The sequence below is a fragment of the Mycobacterium bourgelatii genome (assembly GCF_010723575.1).
GTDB lineage: Bacteria > Actinomycetota > Actinomycetes > Mycobacteriales > Mycobacteriaceae > Mycobacterium > Mycobacterium bourgelatii.
On sequence record NZ_BLKZ01000001.1, the window covers coordinates 5609053 to 5625885 of the forward strand.

Consider the following 16833-nt stretch of genomic DNA (forward strand, 5'->3'; position numbering starts at 1 on the left):
CTTTCGGTCACCTGAAGTAGTGACCCGCGTCGAGGTCCTCGATCAGCCCTGGGCCCTGCGGGTTCCAGTCGAACTCTTTGCGCGTCATGGCATTCGAGGTCGGGTTGTCCGCCGATACGTACGGGCCGAGAAATCCGAAATGATCGACCTGGTCGGGCGGGAGGCTGACCACGGGCACACCGACATTGCGGCCGATGACGCCGGCGATGTCGCGGAACGGCACTCCCTCGTCGGCGACCCCATGCAAAATCGTTCCGGCTGGGGCCTTTTCGACGGCGATGCGAAACAGGTGTGCCGCATCGAGAGTGTGGACGGCGGGCCAGCGGTTGGCCCCGTCGCCGATATATCCGGAGACGCCGGTGTCACGGGCGACGCCAATCAGGTGATGAATGAAGCCGTGGTGATCGAGATCGCTGTGCACCAGAGGTGCCAGCCGAACGACCGACGATCGCACTCCGCGCTCCGCCAGGGCGAGCGCGGCATTCTCGGAGTCGATTCGCGGTCCGCTGGGCAGCGTCTCGTCTTCGGTCGCGAAGCCGCCCTCTCCCCGGAAAGCCAGCATGAGCGTTCCAGAAGTGATGACGAATGGCCGATCGGAGCCGATGAGCGCTGCACCCATGGCGTTGACGGCGCGCAGGTCCGTTTGGGCCGCGCCTTCCCAGTCGGCGAAATCGTGCCTGAAGGCCAGGTGGACGACCCCGTCCGAAGCCGCCGCGGCAGCGGCCAGACCGTCGAGGTTGTCCAGATCCCCCCGAAGCGGAGTGACGCCGGCCGCCTCGAGGGCGGCAGCGGAATCGTCTGACCGCGCCAGGCCGGTGACCTGGTGCCCGGCCGCTTGGAGTTCGCTGACGACGACGGCACCGATGTGTCCGGTGGCCCCGGTGACAAAGACGTGCATGGCTTGATCCCTCTTCCCAGTTGCTGCGGGTTTACTGCCACCAAGTCAATGTCGAGACCGGCGATGGTGTCCAAGTCCTATTCCAAATGGCGTGATGCATTATCGGCATCACAGCAGCTTGTTGCGGTTTTCGGGACTGGCGTGCCGCGAAGTGTGGTTAGCTAGAACGCATGACGAACGCGACATCGCTGGTGGTAGACCTCGATTTGCGACTCGTCGGCTACTTCGTGACGGTGGCCGAGCACCGCCACTTCGGTCGAGCCGCGGCCGCGCTGCACGTCGCCCAGCCGTCATTGAGTAGGCAGATCCGCCGCTTGGAGCAACAACTGGGGGTCCGGTTATTGGATCGCACGCCGCAGGGCACCCAACTGACCGAGGCCGGCGAGGTGTTCCTGCCGCGCGCCAAGGCATTGCTCCGCTCAGCCGTCCAGGCCGCGGCCCAGGCAAGAGCCGCCGCGCAGCCCCACCACATCACCATCGGCTACACGAGCGGTCTCATCGTCACACCGGCGGTACGGGAATTGCGCCGCGAACATCCCGACGCCGATGTCCAAGTGCTGCACATGTGTTGGACCCAGGGGCGCGATGCGCTACTGGATCATCGGGTCGACGCGCTGGTTACCCGACTGCCATTCCCCACCGACCAACTGCACGTGACGGTCCTCTATGACGAGCCTCGGGTTCTGGCGGTGCCCCTGGACCACCGCCTAGCGGGCCGAAAATCGGTGACCCTGGAGGACATCGCCGACGAACCAATGCCGCGGTTGCGACATTCCGATCCGGCATTTAGCGCCTTCTGGCGCCTCGATCCCCGCCCCGACGGGACACGCGCACCCGACGGTCCATTCATCGAGGCACTCGAGGACAAGTTCGAACTCATCGCCGCGGGGCAAGCGGTGGCGATCACCGCCGGCTACCACGGCAGCACGGTACGGCCCGACATCACCACCGTTCCGTTGGAAGGCGTCGAACCCAGCCACGTGGTCCTGGCCACCCGCGCGGGCGAGAAGAGCCGGTTGGTGTTGGCGTTCCGCAAGCTTGCCGAAGCGCACCTGACGGGGCCCATACCGGATTAGTCCGCCGCCGCGAGCGAATGCTGTACCGATTCGATGGTGATCACCTGCTGCGGCGCGAACACCACGCGCCGCCCGGTTGGAGGGTCCTTGCCTACCTCGCCGCCTACCGAGCCCGCGTCCCAACGCACGGTCGCGGTGCCGGAGAGCTGAAGCGTTTCGCCACTGCGGAAGTCGACGAACAACAGGGCCGCGGTGGGGTCGATGGCCAGGTTGCCGAAGCTGTTGAACATGTTGTTGCCTGGATAGTCGGGCCACCACAAGTGATCGGGTGCTGCGTGGACGAAGCTGGCCGGCCCACCACGATGGGAGGCATCGTTGCCGGATTCGGGATGGGTGGTGCCCAAGAAAAACGTGTCCGCAGCGTGGACTAATTCGATGTCTCGTTGGTGTAACTGATTGCTACGCAACGTTTCTACGCTGTCTTCTGCACTACTCGGTACGCTGACGGCCAGGTGACGCGAGTGGATGTACTGCGGACAGTTGCCGTACGCCTGCTCCACGTCGACCGCCAGTCCGCCCGAAGTGGCCGCCAGTATGCCGTTGATACGCACGCGGCGGCGGGTAGCGAAATCGATGACGACCAAGCCCACGGGCTGACGAGTCGGTGCGAGCGCGCTACCCGCTAGGACCGAGGGGCCTCGCCCAACACCGGCGCTGGGCGGTATTCGGGCTGGTAACCGCTGACGTGGATCGGGGTGCCGACCAAACGCAGATCTCCTGCTTCGACAACCACGTCCGGGGTTGCCTCTAGCGCCTCAGGCAGGCTTCGTACCGCGGCCGCCGGGACGCCCAAGGGGCGCAGGCGTTGTTCCCAGCTGGTGGCGGTGTCGGTCGCCAGCATGGCGGTGACAACGGCCAACACCTCGTCCCGCCGAGCTACCCGTTCGGCCATCGTCTCGAATCCGCCGATACCTGCTTCGCTGGCAAAGGATTTCCAGAAGCCGTCATGGGTGATGAACAGGGCCAAATAACCCTCGGCGGTCGGGAAAAGTTGTGCTGGAACGTAATACGAGTGTGCGCCGTTGGGACGCCGCTGCGGCTCTACGCCGTGGTTGAGGTAGGCCGCGGCGTGGTAATTGAGTTGCGACAGCATCACGTCTTGCAGCGACACGTCGACTTGGCCGCCCGTGCCGGAGATGATCTTGGCCAAAAGGCCCAGGGCCGCGCACATTCCGGTGGAGTTATCCGCTGACGAGTAGCCGGGCAGCGTCGGGGGTCCGTCGGGGTCTCCGGTCAACGCTGCGATGCCGGTGGCCGCCTGGATCACGTAGTCGAACGCCGGGTCGTCGCCCGCATTCAGGCCGTACCCCGTTATCGCCACGCAGACGATCTTCTGGTTCCACCGCCGCAGCGAGTCGTAAGTGAGCCCGAGCCTGCGGATTGCGGAGGGCTTCAGGTTCACCAACAGCGCATGGGCATCCTTGACGAGTTCGCCGAGTTGGTGTTGTCCCGCTTCCGAATTCAGGTCGAGGCTGACGCTGGACTTGTTGCGGTTGAGGCTGTCGAAGTAACTGTTGCCGACACCGCGCGAGATTTCACCGGCGAGTGGCTCGACCTTGATGACATCGGCGCCGAGATCGGCGAGCAGCATGGTGGCGTACGGCCCGGCCAGCATGGTGCCGACCTCGAGGATTCGGATTCCTGCTAGCGGCCCGGTTTGCGGACTCACCGCAGCTCCGCGGCAAGCTCGGCGATCATCTCCCGGGTGCGGCGTTTGGAGGCCACCAACTCGTCGCGATTGTTCCCAATCGGCAACAGGCGCACCGACAAATCGGTAACACCCGCGTCGGCGAACCGGCGCATCCGCGCCAGGATGCCGGCCTCGTCGCCAGCCGCGCACAGGTCGCCGACATCCCGGGCGTCGCCGCGCTCAAGCAGCCGCTGGTAGTTGGGTGACACCTCGGCCTCGCCCAGGATGCGGTTGGCCCGCTCCTTGGCCTCGTCGACTCGCGAGGGCTCACAGAGGCATACCGGGATGCCCGCCACGATCCGCGGTGCGGGACGGCCCGCATCCGCGGCAGCCTTGGTGATCTTCGGCGCGATGTGTTCGCCGATTGCCCGCTCGTCGGCCATCCACAACACGGTACCGTCGGCCAATTCACCGGCTATTTGCAGCATTACCGGCCCGAGCGCGGCGACCAACACCGGCATCGGGGGGTCCGCCGCCAACACGGTCGGATTGTGCACCGTGAACGAATCGTTCTCGACGTCAACCGGTCCCGGCCCGGCGATGGCGGCGTTGAGCACCTCGAGGTAATCGCGGGTGTAGGCAGCGGGCTTCTCATACGGCAGGCCGAGCATGTCCCGGATGATCCAGTGATGCGACGGTCCAACGCCCAGCGCCAACCTGCCACCAGTCACCGCATGCACCGAAAGCGCCTGGCGGGCAAGCGCAATGGGATGCTGAGCCTGCAGCGGAACCACCGCGGTGCCCAACTCGATCCGCGAGCTGTGTGCGGCCATCAGCGAGACCATGGTCAGGCAGTCAAAGTCGTCGGGCACCTGCGGCATCCATGCCGTGTCCAGGCCGGCAGATTCGGCCCATTCGATATCGGCCGCCAGCTTGGCCACCTTGCGGGCCATATCGCCGCGCTCGGCGCCGATCATCACTCCGACGCGCAAGATTCCTCCGATGCTTGGGAAGCCGGGTCGGGCGTGCCGGTCAACGCGCGGATCTCACGCACCAACGTGTCCAACGGCGTTCCGGTGGGAAACACCGCCGCTGCCCCGGAGGCAAGGAGCTTGGGCACGTCGGCGTGTGGAATGGTGCCACCGACGACCACGGCGATATCCGCGGCGTCGGCCGCACGCAAGGCCTCGATGGTGCGGGCGGTCAACGTCAGGTGCGCACCCGACAGGATGCTCAATCCCACGACGGCGACGTCCTCCTGGACGGCGATCGAAGCGATGTCCTCGATACGTTGCCGGATACCGGTGTAGATGACCTCGAAGCCGGCGTCGCGCAGGGTGCGGGCGACGATCTTGGCCCCACGGTCATGTCCGTCGAGACCGGGCTTGGCGATCAGGACACGGGCGGCCATTCAGAACACCACCGGCTGTTGGAATTCGCCCCAAACCGCCTTCAGGGTGGAGACCATTTCCCCCACCGTGCAGTAGGCGTTGGCACAGTCGATCAGCTTGTGCATGAGGTTGTCGTTTCCTTCGGCACTACGAGCCAGGGCGGCGAGGGTGGATTGCACCGCGCTGCTGTCCCTTTCGGCTTTGACCTTGGCCAGCCGCTTGAGTTGCACCTCGCGGCCCTCGGCGTCGAGTTCGTAGGTGACGACGTCCGGATCGGGTTCCTCGGAGACGAACCGGTTGACCCCCACCACCGGCCGGATGCCGGCCTCGATCTCCTGATGTATCCGGAAGGCCTCGTCTGCGATCAGGCCCTGTAGGTAACCGTCCTCGATCGCGCGGACCATGCCGCCGTGCTGCTCGAGGTCGGCCATGATCTCGACGATGCGCGCTTCGGTGGCGTCGGTGAGCGCCTCGACGAAGTAGGAGCCGCCCAGCGGGTCTGCGACTTTGGCGACTCCGGTCTCGTAAGCCAGGACTTGCTGGGTGCGCAACGCCAAAGTGGTGGAATCCTCGGAAGGCAACGCAAACGGCTCGTCCCAGGCGGCGGTGAACATCGACTGGACACCACCCAAGACTGCCGCCATCGCCTCGTAGGCCACCCGGACCACGTTGTTCTGCGCCTGCGGGCCGTACAGCGATGCGCCGCCGCACACGCAACCGAAGCGGAACATCGAGGACTTGTCTTTGGTGGACCCGTATCGCTCGCGCACGATCGTGGCCCAACGCCTGCGTCCCGCACGGTATTTAGCGATCTCTTCGAAGAAGTCGCCGTGCGTGTAGAAGAAGAAGGAGATCTGCGGTGCGAATTCGTCGATCGTCATCCGACCGCGTTCCACCACGGTGTCGCAGTAGGTGACGCCGTCGGCGAGGGTGAACGCCATTTCCTGCACCGCGGTGGCTCCGGCGTCGCGGAAGTGCGCCCCGGCCACCGAAATCGCGTTGAATCGCGGCACTTCCGCGGCGCAGAACTCGATGGTGTCGGCGATCAGCCGCAGTGACGGCTCCGGCGGCCAGATCCAGGTGCCTCGCGAGGCGTATTCCTTGAGGATGTCGTTTTGGATGGTGCCGGTCAGCTTCGCGCGCGGTATCCCCTTCTTTTCCGCGGCCGCCACGTAGAAGGCCAGCAGGATCGCCGCCGTGCCGTTGATCGTCATACTGGTGCTCAACTTGTCCAGCGGGATGCCGTCGAACAGGATCTCGAAGTCCGCGAGGCTGTCGACGGCGACGCCCACGCGCCCGACCTCCTCGCCGAAGTCGGGATCGTCGGAGTCGTAGCCGCACTGGGTGGGTAGGTCGAGCGCTACCGACAGCCCGGTACCGCCCTGGTCCAGCAAGTAGCGGTAGCGGCGGTTCGATTCCTCGGCGGTGCCGAACCCGGAGTACTGGCGAAAGGTCCAGAGCTTGCCGCGGTAGCCGGACGCGAAGTTACCCCGCGTGAAGGGGAACTCCCCCGGCGGCGGCGGCTCCGTCGCGCGATCCTGTGGGCCGTAGACGGGCGCAAGCGGTATGCCCGATGGGGTCTGGGCTGCGTTTTCCATCAGTGCATAACGTACTTGCAAAAAAAGAGAATGCCAATACCACAGTGTTGACCTGGCAAAACACGACGAGATCAGGTGTTTGCAGCCACGGGCGGGTCGGCTTTGACACAATGCCGCAATGGCCGATAAATCCGATCAGACAGAGCGGGCCAGCGGAGGCTTGCCGATGGTCGGCGGACTGCTGCGCCGACAGCGACGGGAGGCCGAACGCGCGCTGCACGGACTCGTCGACACCGTCGTGCGGGATGGCAAGGCGCTAGATCGACTCATCCGGCGGATCAACATCGACGCGATGATGGCCCGCATCGACCTTGGTGCGATCATCGCGCGCCTCGACCTCGACGCGTTCCTGGCCCGGCTCGATATGAACGCCATCATCGACCGCCTCGACGTCAATGCTCTGCTGGCTCAACTCGACATGAACGCCATCATCGACCGCGTCGACATCGACGCCATTGCGGCCCGGATCGACATCGACGCCATCGCCGCGCGCCTGGACGTGACCGCCATTGCCGAGCGAATCGACATCGACGCCCTGGTGGCGCGACTGGACAGCGAGCAGTTGCGCGAACGCTGAATTCGGCCGACGGCCAGGACGGACGGGAGTTGGCATGGCGGTTCCCAGGCCCTCGATGTCGGACATCGATTCAGCGGCCGAGCATTTCGGTTTTCACCTCGACGCCGACGGCAGGCAGTCCGCGTTGGGGTTCGTGCAGCAGATGCTCGATACCTACGACGTCATCGACAAGCTCTACGACGAAGTTGCGCGCACGCCCGCTCCCGACCGCGCCTACCGCTTCCCGGCAGTTGACGAGAATCCTTTGGGCGCTTGGTATGTCACCACCGAGATCCGTTCGGACGGTGACGGACCGCTGTCCGGCCGGCGGGTGGCCGTCAAGGACAACATCGCCGTCGCCGGCGTACCGATGATGAACGGATCGCGCGCCGTCGAGGGCTTCATCCCCGACCGCGACGCGACCGTGGTTGAGCGGCTGCTTGCCGCAGGGGCGACCATCGCCGGCAAGAGTGTCTGCGAGGACCTGTGCTATTCGGGGTCCAGCTTCACGTCCGCTTCGGGGCCGGTGCGCAACCCGTGGGACACCACCCGAGAAACGGGCGGGTCGTCCAGTGGCAGCGCCGCACTCGTGGCCGCTGATGCGGTGGATCTGGCCATCGGCGCTGACCAGGCGGGCTCGATTCGGATTCCGGCGTCGCTGTGCGGGATCGTGGGGTTCAAGCCGACGCACGGGCTGGTGCCTTACACCGGCGCGATTCCGTTGGACCGCACCATCGACCACCTCGGACCCATGACGCGTACCGTCTCCGATGCCGCGCTCTTACTCACCGTGCTCGCCGGCACCGACGGGTGGGATCCTCGCCAGCCCTCGGAGCTGCCTTCATCGGACTACTCCGCCGCCCTGACCGGCGATGTCGCGGGCCTGCGGGTGGGCCTGCTCACCGAGGGATTCGGACATCGCCGTTCACAGCCGGAAGTCGACGAACTCGTCCGCGCAGCCGCCCACCGGTTCACCGAAATTGGTTGTTCGATAGGAGAAATCAGCGTGCCGTGGCACGGCGGCGCACTGGCCTTGTCGGCCGTCTTCTGCACCGAGGGTGGCGTCTACCAGATGCTGGAGGGCAATGGCAACGGGCTGGGCACCGAGGGGCGCTACGACCCAGACCTGATGGCGCACTTCGCGACTCAGCGGCGCACCCACGCCGATCAACTGTCCGCGATCGTCAAGGCGACCGCTGCGGCCGGCTATTACGGCCTCAACGCGCTTGGCGGTTCGTATTACGCCAAGGCGCGCAATCTGGTTCCGCATGCGCGCGCGGCATACGACGACGCGCTAGCGCGTTACGACGTACTGGTCATGCCCGCGACCCCGGCCACCGCCCAACCACTTCCCGAAGATGTCACGTCGCTGTACGCGGCGGTCGGCAAGGCCGCCAATACTGCGCCGTTGAACGTCACCGGCCACCCTGCGATCTCGGTTCCGGCCGGCCTGGTCGACGGACTGCCCGCCGGAATGATGATCGTCGGCAAAAGGTTTGACGACGCTACAGTATTGAACGTCGCGCACGCCTTCGAATCTCTTTGTGGCGGCTTCCCTTCCGCGCCGAAGTAGTGCCGCCTTCCCCTCAAGCAGTACTGGCTGCGAGTCCCGACTAAGCGCGGCAGAGGATCTCGCCGTTGGGGATGGCAAACCAGCCATCCGGCGCAGCAGCCCAGGCGCGCCAGGCCGCGGAGATCTCCTCGAGTTCGGACGCCGTCGCCAGACCCGAATCGAGCAACTGGCGGCTCAAGTCCGACCGCAGGATCCGGTCGGCCCACATGTCACCCCACCAGTCGCGGGTTTCATCGGTCGCGAAGCACCACATGCTGCCGGTCGGCGTGATGTCGGCGAAGCCGGCCTGTTGAGCCCAGGACAGCAGTCGCCGGCCGGCATCCGGCTCCCCGCCGTTGGCGCGCGCGGCCCGTTGGTACAGCTCGAGCCAGCGATCCAGCGGCGCCAGCCGCGGATACCAGATGAACCCGGCGTAGTCGGCATCGCGGACCGCCACGATCCCGCCCGGTACGCACACCCGGCGCATCTCCCGAAGGGCCTGAACCGGATCAGCCACATGCTGCAACACCTGATGGGCGTGGACGACGTCGAAAGTGTCGTCGGCGAGGTCGAGCGCATGCACGTCAGAGGTGACGAAGTCGACGTTGGACACATTGCGGCGCTGCGCTTCGGCGCGGGCCAGGTCGAGGGCCTCGGTGGTTCGCTCGACGGCCGTCACCGATCCGGGTGTCACCCGGGTGGCCAGGTCCACCGTGATCGTGCCTGGGCCGCAACCGATATCGAGCAACGTCAGTCCGGGTTTCAAGTGGGGCAGCAGGTAGGCCGCGGAATCTTCGGCGGTGCGCCGCCGGTGGCTGCGCAGCACCGACTCGTGATGTCCGTGCGTGTAGGTCGCTCGGGGTTCGGTCACGGCGTCCAGCGTAACGCCGCCTTTGTTGTGAGAGCAGTCGGAAAATAGCGCAAAACAGATCGTTCTTGGGCGCTCTAGCGTCTGCTCGTAAGAAGCGGCGAAGCTAGTTGACCGGTACGTTGAGGATTGGCCGGTTGTCGTGGGCGCCGGGGCCGTCGAAGTGCCACCACTCCCCCGAATACACGGTCAAGCCGCCGTGATTCATCGCCTCACGTAGCCGAGCTCGATTAGCCTGGGCGGCCGCGCTCACGTCTTGCGTCGCGTAAGCGTTTGCCCGCGACGAGAAATCGTCGAAGTCCGTGCCCATGTCGGCCAGGCAGAGCCCGCTCACCACGCGCTCGCGGGGGCACTGCGGCTGCGGGGTGGCGAAGGTCAGATCCACCGAACGACCGGCCTCGTGACTGTGGGCATACTGTCCCGGACGCGCCACCCACGCCGGGTTGGGCACCACGTTGAACATCTTGACTTGGACGTCGTGCGGTCGGTAGCAATCCCAGAACACGAGCACCTGTCCCTGCGGCCGCAGCACCGACGCGGCGGTTTCCAAGCCACGCGCCATTGACTGATGCACCAGGCAGCGGGCGTCGGACGGGTACAGCTGCGTGTGGGTGAAATTGTTGGTCGTCGCGTAGCGCAGGTCGATCAGGGCGTCGGGCACTACGCTTCGGACGTCGACAAATCCCGCTTCGCGTGCCGCATCGCTCACCGGCGGCACCGCCGGATAGGCCGGGGCGGTGGTATTCACCGGCCGCACGGCCACCGACGTCGCGGTCGCTGAATCCAACTTCAGCTCGGTCGATTCCGCGCGAATTGAGCCCCAGACACCTCCCGTGATCAGTGTGGCGGTCACGGCAAGGTGCAGGAGTTTGCTCCCATAACGCATCGGCTTATTGTCTCGCCTCATCGGACCGGACGCCCGCAGCGCCGCGGCTCCATGGGCGTGATCGCCGTCAAGTGTTCTGACTCATCCAGTGCACGAGCATGAAGCAGGGAATGTAGACGGCCAGCGACAGCGGTCCCGACAGGCTGCCGATCAACATTCCGCGACCTATCTGACCGGTGGTGCCCGGCGCCTTCGCAATCAACGCGGCGATAACCAGGTAAAGGATCAGGATCGGTAGGGCAATGACCAACAAGATGAAAAGGGGAAAGAAGATCCACGCGATCAGGTCCACGACGAGGATGTGAACGAGAGCCACCTGAAAGCTGACCGGACCATAACGCCCAACCGGTGCGGGGACAGCGGATTCAGTCATCATCAACCAATGTCAGTGCAGGATCACGAATGCGAACACGATTGAGCCGAGGAGGACGGTCGCGGACGTACCGGCGATACTGACACCAAGCCCTCGGCGGCGCGACGATGGCGACCTTCGCAACATGGCACCGACCCCAAGCGATAAGAACGTCGTGATGACCGCGGCCATGATCAACCAGGCGCGGTCCCCTTCGTATACGCCTGGCGTCGGAAAAACCGATTTCGCGAGCAGCCACATGACTACGAACAGCACGCCCATGACGAGTTGAACGACGAATGGCGCGGACCTTGTCGCGGTGCGCCAGGCATCCTCGTCCAGCTCCAGCCGCGAGGCGGGATCGGAGACAAAACTAGACATGGGCATCACCTGCGCCTTCATCCGGATGCAGCAATTAGAAGTGTACGACTCCACCGGTGGGCAATGGGGGTACTGATGGTGGGCTGGTGACGGGACCGAATGGGGTGGCCGGCAGCGGTGCCCGCACGTCGTACTTGGGGTTCCACCCGCCCGTGTCGAACGGTGCGAATACCGAGCCGCCCAGCCCAACGTCATGGTGGCGGGGCAGATTCAGTGCAGGACCCAGTGAGCTGCCGGAAAACGCAGGATCGACGAGGACCGTTCGGGTAGTGCCGTTGGGCAGGTCCTGATACACCTCCATCGACGGATAGTTGGTGCGAGTTCCGTTGACTTGCACACCATCTGGTCCCGGGGTGAACACCAGGTCGCCGTTGACCGTCACCTGGTGGTCGGCCAGGATCCCCTTGGGATCGGTCGCAAACCCTGGCGCAAAGGGATTTCCGGCGTCGTACTTGACCCGCACCGAACCGTCCGGCAGCTGCGTCACGCTGCCGTTGGGCGTGCCCACCTTGACGGTGCCCGGCCCGCCTTCGGAATTCAGCTCGATGGACGGGTTTTGGCGCATCACTACGAGTCCGTTTTCGTAGTCGATGTAGGTGGTGACCTTGGTGTCCTCGGGGTCGAAATACATGCTGGGCCCACGGTCGTTGCCGAAGTCGCGTTTCCACGGCGGGAAGCTTGTCACGTCACGTTGCGCGATCCACTGCGAGACACGGACCACCCCCTGCCCCGGTTCAGGGCGAATACGCACCACGCTGATCTGCGGCGCGACACCGGCGTAGTTGGGGTTGTAGGTGTGCGGGTCGAGGGCGGCGGCTGTTGCCCAGTCCGCGGGTGAAGTCGGCTCGCGACCGAAAACCTGCTTGAATGCCTCGATTTGGTTCTGGCGCCGCTGATCCTCCTGCGGAGATTCGGGAAGCGCAGGCCCAGGGGTCAGCGGAAGATCGAGACCGACCGCTTGCAAACGCTCTGCGGCGCCACTCATTTCGGTCATCGTGTCCCGGATCACCCCGCCGGCTTCCCCGATGCGCCGGTGCCCAGCGGTGAGTACGGCCGCCCTGCCCTTGGGCGTATTGACTATCGGCCATAGCGCGGCCTTGTCGCTTTCCCAGCCCGCACGCACCTGCGCCATCCGACCGCGTGCTGCGAGAGTGATCCGGGAGGCGTCGTTGATGATGCCGGTCGCCGACACCTGGGCAGAATGCATACGGGTCCGCTCAGCGTCTAGCTTGCTCGACGCCTCGCCCGCGCGATCGCTGGCGTCGCCCGTCCACGGTGGCCACGGTGGCGGCGGTGTCGGTGTCGCGGGCGGCGCCGGGGTGGGCGGTGCCCCAGTCCCCAGCAAATTGGCCAACTGCGCCAGCGTGCTATCGATCGCCCCCACGTCGCTCATCGACGAAACCTAACGCGAAATCGCGGGGTGCGTCTATTTGCGCACGTCAGGCCGCATCCATCCGCAGTTGAGGCGGTCGAGGGCCGCCAGCGGAATGGCGTCGGCAATATCTCTCGCGGTACTCGGTTACGCGGCGAGCCTCAGGGCGGCAAGCAGATCGCCGGGTATGGGCATCGGCGTCATGAGTCCGGCCGTTGCGCGGCCGGTATTGCCTTCGGGGAAGCGACCGGTCAGGGATCCGGGCGCAGCGAGGATGATGCGTACGACCTGACCGAGCGCCTCGCGCCGGTCATGTTGGCGCAGGGCCAGATTCAACATCGCGACGTGGTTACGGGTATGCAGCCAGGCCGCGGGCTGGGACAGAATGTGCGCCCGTTCCAGGTGATACCACCGCGCTTCAGCGGTCTCGGCCCCGGCCGCGGCGGCCATTTCGCGGTGATACAGGTCGCGGGCCGCGGGGCTCAGCTTGGCCATATCGGCTCCATTCTCTGACGATGCGCCGTAACATATTCGGTTATTCTAATATGACTATGTGTCACGCGGTCAAGCCGCCGCCGGCCCAGGTCTCTGACGATCAGCGTGGTGGCCAGTGCCACGGCGGCTGGTCGAGGACTCCTTGGCCCTCGATCCGGGTCTCCCCCAGTTCCTTTGTCAGACGCATCGTGTGCACGTCGGCGGCTTCCTGCAGGGCCGCGACGAGTGCTTCCGAATGAGTGACGACGATGAGTTGGCTGTTTTCGGCCGCTGTGGCGATCAGTGCCGCCAAGGCGGGCAACAAATCTGGATGCAAACTCGTCTCGGGCTCGTTGAGCACCAACAGCTGCGGCGGACGCGGGGTGAGCAGGGCTGCCGTCCACAACAGATAACGTAGCGTGCCGTCGGAAAGCTCTGCGGCGGCCAGCGGGCGCAGCATCCCAGGCTGGTGCAACGCCAATTCGAAACGCCCGTTGGTGTTTTCGACGTCGACCCGGGTGCCGGGGAAGGCACTGTCAATGGCCTCGTCGAGGGCGGCAGCGTCGCCGATCTCGCGAATCGTCTGCAAGGCAGCGGCCAGGTCTGCGCCGTCGTGGCCTAAAACTGTTGTGCGCGTGCCTATTCTGCTCTGCCGCGCCGGAGCGTCGGTGTCGGTGCGCAGATGATCGTAGAAGCGCCAGCCGCGGATTCGCTCGCGCAATTGAATCAGCTCGGGTGCGCGGATCGGGTCGGCCAGTTCACTGAGCATCGAGTCGAACGGCCGCAGCGCATCCGTCATGATGTGCCAGTTTCCGTCGCCGTCGCAGACCCGGGCGATCGGCCCGCCCCGGTCGGCAATCACCGTGGCCTTGCGCCAGACCGGGCCGACCCATACCGCTTCGACCTTGATTTCGGGATCCAGCCCGAACGCTGTGCGACCGGCAACCGGCAGGCCAAGATCCATGGCATAACCGAAATCGGCCGCGGCGAAGCCGAGTTTCAAGCTCACCGACTGGGTGCGCACGGTTCCCTGCACAGGTTGGCGACCCTGCCGCACCGCCTTTCCGACGACGGCTGGGCCGGCCCACATGGTTGAACTCAGCCCGCCCTCGCGCGCCAACGCTGCCACCGCGCCGTTGCGAGCGGAGTCGGCCAACAGGCGCAGTGACCGGTAGAGGTTGGATTTGCCGCTGCCGTTGGGACCGGTGATGACGTTGAGCCGACGCAGCGGAAGCACCAGCTGCCGCAGCGAGCGGTAGTTCTCCACCGCGACGGTCGACAACACGTCGCCACGCTATGCCATGCCGTTTGATGGTTCACCGTCGCGGTCGATCGACCCACCACCGCCCCGGGGTTATCTGTCAGTATCGTTTTTGACGACTTGTCAGGGCGTCCACCAACCGCTAGGAGCACGGCATGACCTCTCGCGCCGCCGAGGCCATCCGGCCTCTCTCCGTGGCGATGAAGGAGGGTTCGGCGACCGAACACGACGCCGCGGAAAGCTCCCGGTTCGTGACCGAACTGCTTTCCGGCCGGGTCAACGAGCGTGGCTATGCGGACTACCTGCGTCGACTGCGGGTCGTCTACCAGGCACTCGAGGACGCCGTCCGGATCCGGCGCGATGACCCACTGGTGGGCGCCGTCTACGACCCCGCGCTGGAGCGCCTCTCGGCGATCGATGCCGACCTGGACCACTGGGCACCCGGCGCAGACCGCATAGTCGACTCACCCGCCGCCGCGGCCTACCGCGATCGAATCGCAAGCGCGTCCTGGGGTGGAGCGCTCGTGGCCCACCACTACACGCGCTACCTCGGCGACCTCTCGGGAGGCCAGGCCATCGGCAAGATTCTGGACCGCACCTTCGGCCTGGCTGGTGCCGGACTGGCGTTCTATGACTTCCCGATGCGGACGAAGCCCTATAAGGATGCCTACCGCGCCCGTCTTGACGGCCTCGATCTCGACGCCGACGACATCGATCGTGCGGTCGACGAGGTGAGAGTCGCGTTTGGCCTGAACCAGGCGTTGTTCGACGAACTCAGTGAGAACTTGTCTGACTACCAGCGCTAATAACGGGCGCACGGCCCGAGAGCCGTAACGGGAAGGCAATGAGGAGCGCGCGCTACCCGATGGTGCGTACTTTGCGCTTGTTGAGGAATTCCGCCCACGATGACACGTCGGGGTGTTGCTTGAGCAACGCTCGGCGCTGACGCTCGGTCAGACCGCCCCAGACGCCGTACTCGACCTGATTGTCCAGCGCGTCCGCCGCGCATTCCTGCATCACTGGGCAGTGCCGGCACATCGACGCGGCCTGGCGTTGCGCCGCACCCTGTACGAAAAGCAGGTCGGGGTCTGCGCCCGTGCACAGCCCTTGCTGAACCCAGGCGCGATCCTCCGCCTGCACCGCGCGCATGGGTTTGTTAGCCGGAACCAAGCTCAATCGACGCGTCGCCGGTCGCGCTTCGGACACTCGTTGTTCCCTTCGTCCCCGGCTGTGGCGTACAGCCGTCCCTACCCCTGTGGTGTCTATCACCTCTGCCACGCCGGTGTGACCCGAAACTCCCCCGCGCCTAAGTTAGCTGGTAGAGCCAACTCTTGCAATTTGTTTGGCACGGACGTACCGCATTGCGGTGCCGTCGGGCCGCGATCGACAGTCACTCGCTACCTGGGAATTGCCTGGACAAAGCCTGCTCTGCGGCTTGTCGCCCGGATTGCCAGGGGTTCTGCGTGAAATGTTTCACAGCGCGGTCACAAGGGGAAGGAGGGCCGCTGGCGTTGGTGTTCACCCACCCGCAGGCGCTCGCGGCGGCGGCGCGCGTAGCGGCAATCGGCAGGACGATCTGGTCGATCCGTACGTCCAGGTGACGGGGCGCGCGGCGGCATGTGGCAGCCGACGTTGTCGAAGTTTCGATATCTGCCTTTCCGGACATGCACTACTCCGCGTGGACAGTCGACGCCAAGTCGGGAATGACAGAAGGCAGGTAGCGATAGATGGCTCGCTTCACCAGCATCCTGTTCCCGCGCGGCGGCCCACCGCGGGCCGCCGACGCCGTGCCCGATTGCGTGGCTGATTTACGCGTCAAAGAAATCATCGCGGCAGTGAACGCCGGACACATCGAGGATCACGTCGACCAGTACTTCTACGTCCCATTAGGCGACGTTGGTACCGTCCTGCACCGCCACGAGGTTTTCCAGGATCTCGAACGCGACCAGACCCGGCAGACAATCCTGAGATTCGTCGACGGCATGCGAACGGTGCGGCGCCGACACGATCAGGCAGACGAGTTGCGGCATCACCTGTAACGACAGGGCTGGTTTGTCTACGCCGTCCAAACGTATTGTGATGCTTTGATTGTGCTCCGCTCTGAGCTCGCTGCGGTCGAGCCAGCTTCCCGCGGACTGCAACATTTTGCCCGGCATCTGGCCGAATTTGTCGAGAGCAGCGCGTTCGGGGATCTGGCGCGCGAAACCGCGGCCGTTCAGCACGCCCTGCAGAGGGTTCGCTATAGCGTGCACATCCAGGGTCGGCGCGTGCTCGTCGAAAAGTACCAGGGTCAACCGGATTACACCGAAGAAGCGGTAGCAACCTTCGAGAGGTTCGCCACCGAGGTCAGCAAGGATTACCACGCACACATCGACAACGCCGCCGATATGAATCATGTCGAAGCGCAGATTCTCAACTGTGTCGCGGAACTCTACCCAGAAGCCTTCGCTCTCCTCGACGGATTCTGTCAGCGATACACGCACTTCGTCGAACCGACGATTGCCCAGTTCGACCACGAGATCCGCTTCTATCTGCACT

19 protein-coding genes are annotated in these 16833 nt (G+C 65.1%); 4 read left to right on the top strand and 15 right to left on the bottom strand.

The features are described 5' to 3' along the window. Positions 1–7 precede the first annotated feature (7 nt). Positions 8–898, bottom strand: coding sequence for an SDR family oxidoreductase (locus tag G6N68_RS24020; protein WP_163717658.1), 891 nt, complete (start codon positions 896–898; stop codon positions 8–10). A 170-nt stretch (positions 899–1068) separates the two neighbouring features. Here G6N68_RS24020 and G6N68_RS24025 point away from each other — a divergent pair, with 170 nt between their 5' ends. After that, complete coding sequence (locus G6N68_RS24025; protein ID WP_163717660.1) at positions 1069–1974, top strand: LysR family transcriptional regulator; 906 nt, start codon at positions 1069–1071, stop codon at positions 1972–1974. Here the strand turns inward: G6N68_RS24025 and G6N68_RS24030 are convergent. From G6N68_RS24030 to G6N68_RS24050, 5 genes are all read right to left on the bottom strand, one after another. Beyond that, positions 1971–2525 (bottom strand): pyridoxamine 5'-phosphate oxidase family protein, encoded by a 555-nt coding sequence (locus G6N68_RS24030; protein WP_240355595.1) that lies wholly within the window; start codon positions 2523–2525, stop codon positions 1971–1973. The two genes, G6N68_RS24025 and G6N68_RS24030, sit on opposite strands and share 4 nt — an antisense overlap. Positions 2526–2596: 71 nt before the next feature. Next, entirely contained in the window at positions 2597–3643 is a 1047-nt protein-coding gene (locus tag G6N68_RS24035; RefSeq protein WP_163717662.1) for a CaiB/BaiF CoA transferase family protein, read from the bottom strand. Then, positions 3640–4596, bottom strand: coding sequence for an LLM class F420-dependent oxidoreductase (locus G6N68_RS24040; RefSeq protein WP_163717664.1), 957 nt, complete (start codon positions 4594–4596; stop codon positions 3640–3642). The genes G6N68_RS24035 and G6N68_RS24040 overlap by 4 nt, the downstream gene beginning before the upstream one ends. Next, positions 4581–5015: a cobalamin-dependent protein gene (locus G6N68_RS24045; RefSeq protein ID WP_163717666.1), complete on the bottom strand. Its 435-nt coding sequence runs from the start codon at positions 5013–5015 to the stop codon at positions 4581–4583. The genes G6N68_RS24040 and G6N68_RS24045 overlap by 16 nt, the downstream gene beginning before the upstream one ends. Then, a complete protein-coding gene (locus G6N68_RS24050; RefSeq protein ID WP_163717668.1) occupies positions 5016–6593 on the bottom strand; it encodes a methylmalonyl-CoA mutase family protein in 1578 nt (525 codons plus the stop codon). A gap of 118 nt (positions 6594–6711) precedes the next feature. Here G6N68_RS24050 and G6N68_RS24055 point away from each other — a divergent pair, with 118 nt between their 5' ends. Together G6N68_RS24055 and G6N68_RS24060 are read left to right on the top strand one after the other, a co-directional pair. Then, a complete protein-coding gene (locus G6N68_RS24055) occupies positions 6712–7170 on the top strand; it encodes a hypothetical protein (protein WP_163717670.1) in 459 nt (152 codons plus the stop codon). 34 nt (positions 7171–7204) lie between these two features. Next, positions 7205–8722 (top strand): amidase, encoded by a 1518-nt coding sequence (locus G6N68_RS24060; RefSeq protein ID WP_163717672.1) that lies wholly within the window; start codon positions 7205–7207, stop codon positions 8720–8722. A 40-nt stretch (positions 8723–8762) separates the two neighbouring features. Here G6N68_RS24060 and G6N68_RS24065 read toward each other — a convergent pair whose 3' ends face one another. The 7 genes from G6N68_RS24065 to G6N68_RS24095 all read right to left on the bottom strand — a co-directional run bounded on the left by G6N68_RS24065 (position 8763) and on the right by G6N68_RS24095 (position 14319). Further along, complete coding sequence (locus G6N68_RS24065) at positions 8763–9572, bottom strand: class I SAM-dependent methyltransferase (RefSeq protein WP_163717674.1); 810 nt, start codon at positions 9570–9572, stop codon at positions 8763–8765. Between the two features lie 103 nt (positions 9573–9675). After that, positions 9676–10455 carry a M15 family metallopeptidase gene (locus tag G6N68_RS24070; RefSeq protein WP_163717676.1) on the bottom strand — a complete coding sequence of 260 codons (780 nt, stop codon included), beginning with the start codon at positions 10453–10455 and terminating at the stop codon, positions 9676–9678. A 67-nt stretch (positions 10456–10522) separates the two neighbouring features. After that, positions 10523–10828, bottom strand: a complete 306-nt coding sequence (locus G6N68_RS24075; protein WP_163717678.1) for a hypothetical protein — start codon at positions 10826–10828, stop codon at positions 10523–10525. A gap of 12 nt (positions 10829–10840) precedes the next feature. Continuing rightward, the gene (locus G6N68_RS24080; protein WP_240355597.1) at positions 10841–11209 is read right to left on the bottom strand and encodes a hypothetical protein; all 369 of its coding nucleotides are present in this window, start codon (positions 11207–11209) and stop codon (positions 10841–10843) included. Positions 11210–11222: 13 nt separating this feature from the next. Next, the gene (locus G6N68_RS24085; protein ID WP_240355599.1) at positions 11223–12581 is read right to left on the bottom strand and encodes a hypothetical protein; all 1359 of its coding nucleotides are present in this window, start codon (positions 12579–12581) and stop codon (positions 11223–11225) included. Between the two features lie 126 nt (positions 12582–12707). Then, positions 12708–13055: a DUF3703 domain-containing protein gene (locus G6N68_RS24090; RefSeq protein WP_163717680.1), complete on the bottom strand. Its 348-nt coding sequence runs from the start codon at positions 13053–13055 to the stop codon at positions 12708–12710. 100 nt (positions 13056–13155) lie between these two features. After that, positions 13156–14319, bottom strand: coding sequence for an AAA family ATPase (locus tag G6N68_RS24095; RefSeq protein WP_163717682.1), 1164 nt, complete (start codon positions 14317–14319; stop codon positions 13156–13158). A 131-nt stretch (positions 14320–14450) separates the two neighbouring features. Between G6N68_RS24095 and G6N68_RS24100 the strand changes: the two genes are divergently transcribed. Next, positions 14451–15101 carry a biliverdin-producing heme oxygenase gene (locus G6N68_RS24100; RefSeq protein WP_163717684.1) on the top strand — a complete coding sequence of 217 codons (651 nt, stop codon included), beginning with the start codon at positions 14451–14453 and terminating at the stop codon, positions 15099–15101. 52 nt (positions 15102–15153) lie between these two features. Here G6N68_RS24100 and G6N68_RS24105 read toward each other — a convergent pair whose 3' ends face one another. Together G6N68_RS24105 and G6N68_RS31130 are read right to left on the bottom strand one after the other, a co-directional pair. Then, on the bottom strand, positions 15154–15501 hold the full coding sequence (locus tag G6N68_RS24105; protein WP_371871659.1) for a WhiB family transcriptional regulator: 348 nt from the start codon (positions 15499–15501) through the stop codon (positions 15154–15156). Positions 15502–16181: 680 nt separating this feature from the next. Further along, on the bottom strand, positions 16182–16832 hold the full coding sequence (locus tag G6N68_RS31130; RefSeq protein WP_240355601.1) for a hypothetical protein: 651 nt from the start codon (positions 16830–16832) through the stop codon (positions 16182–16184). Between the last annotated feature and the right edge of the window lies 1 nt (position 16833).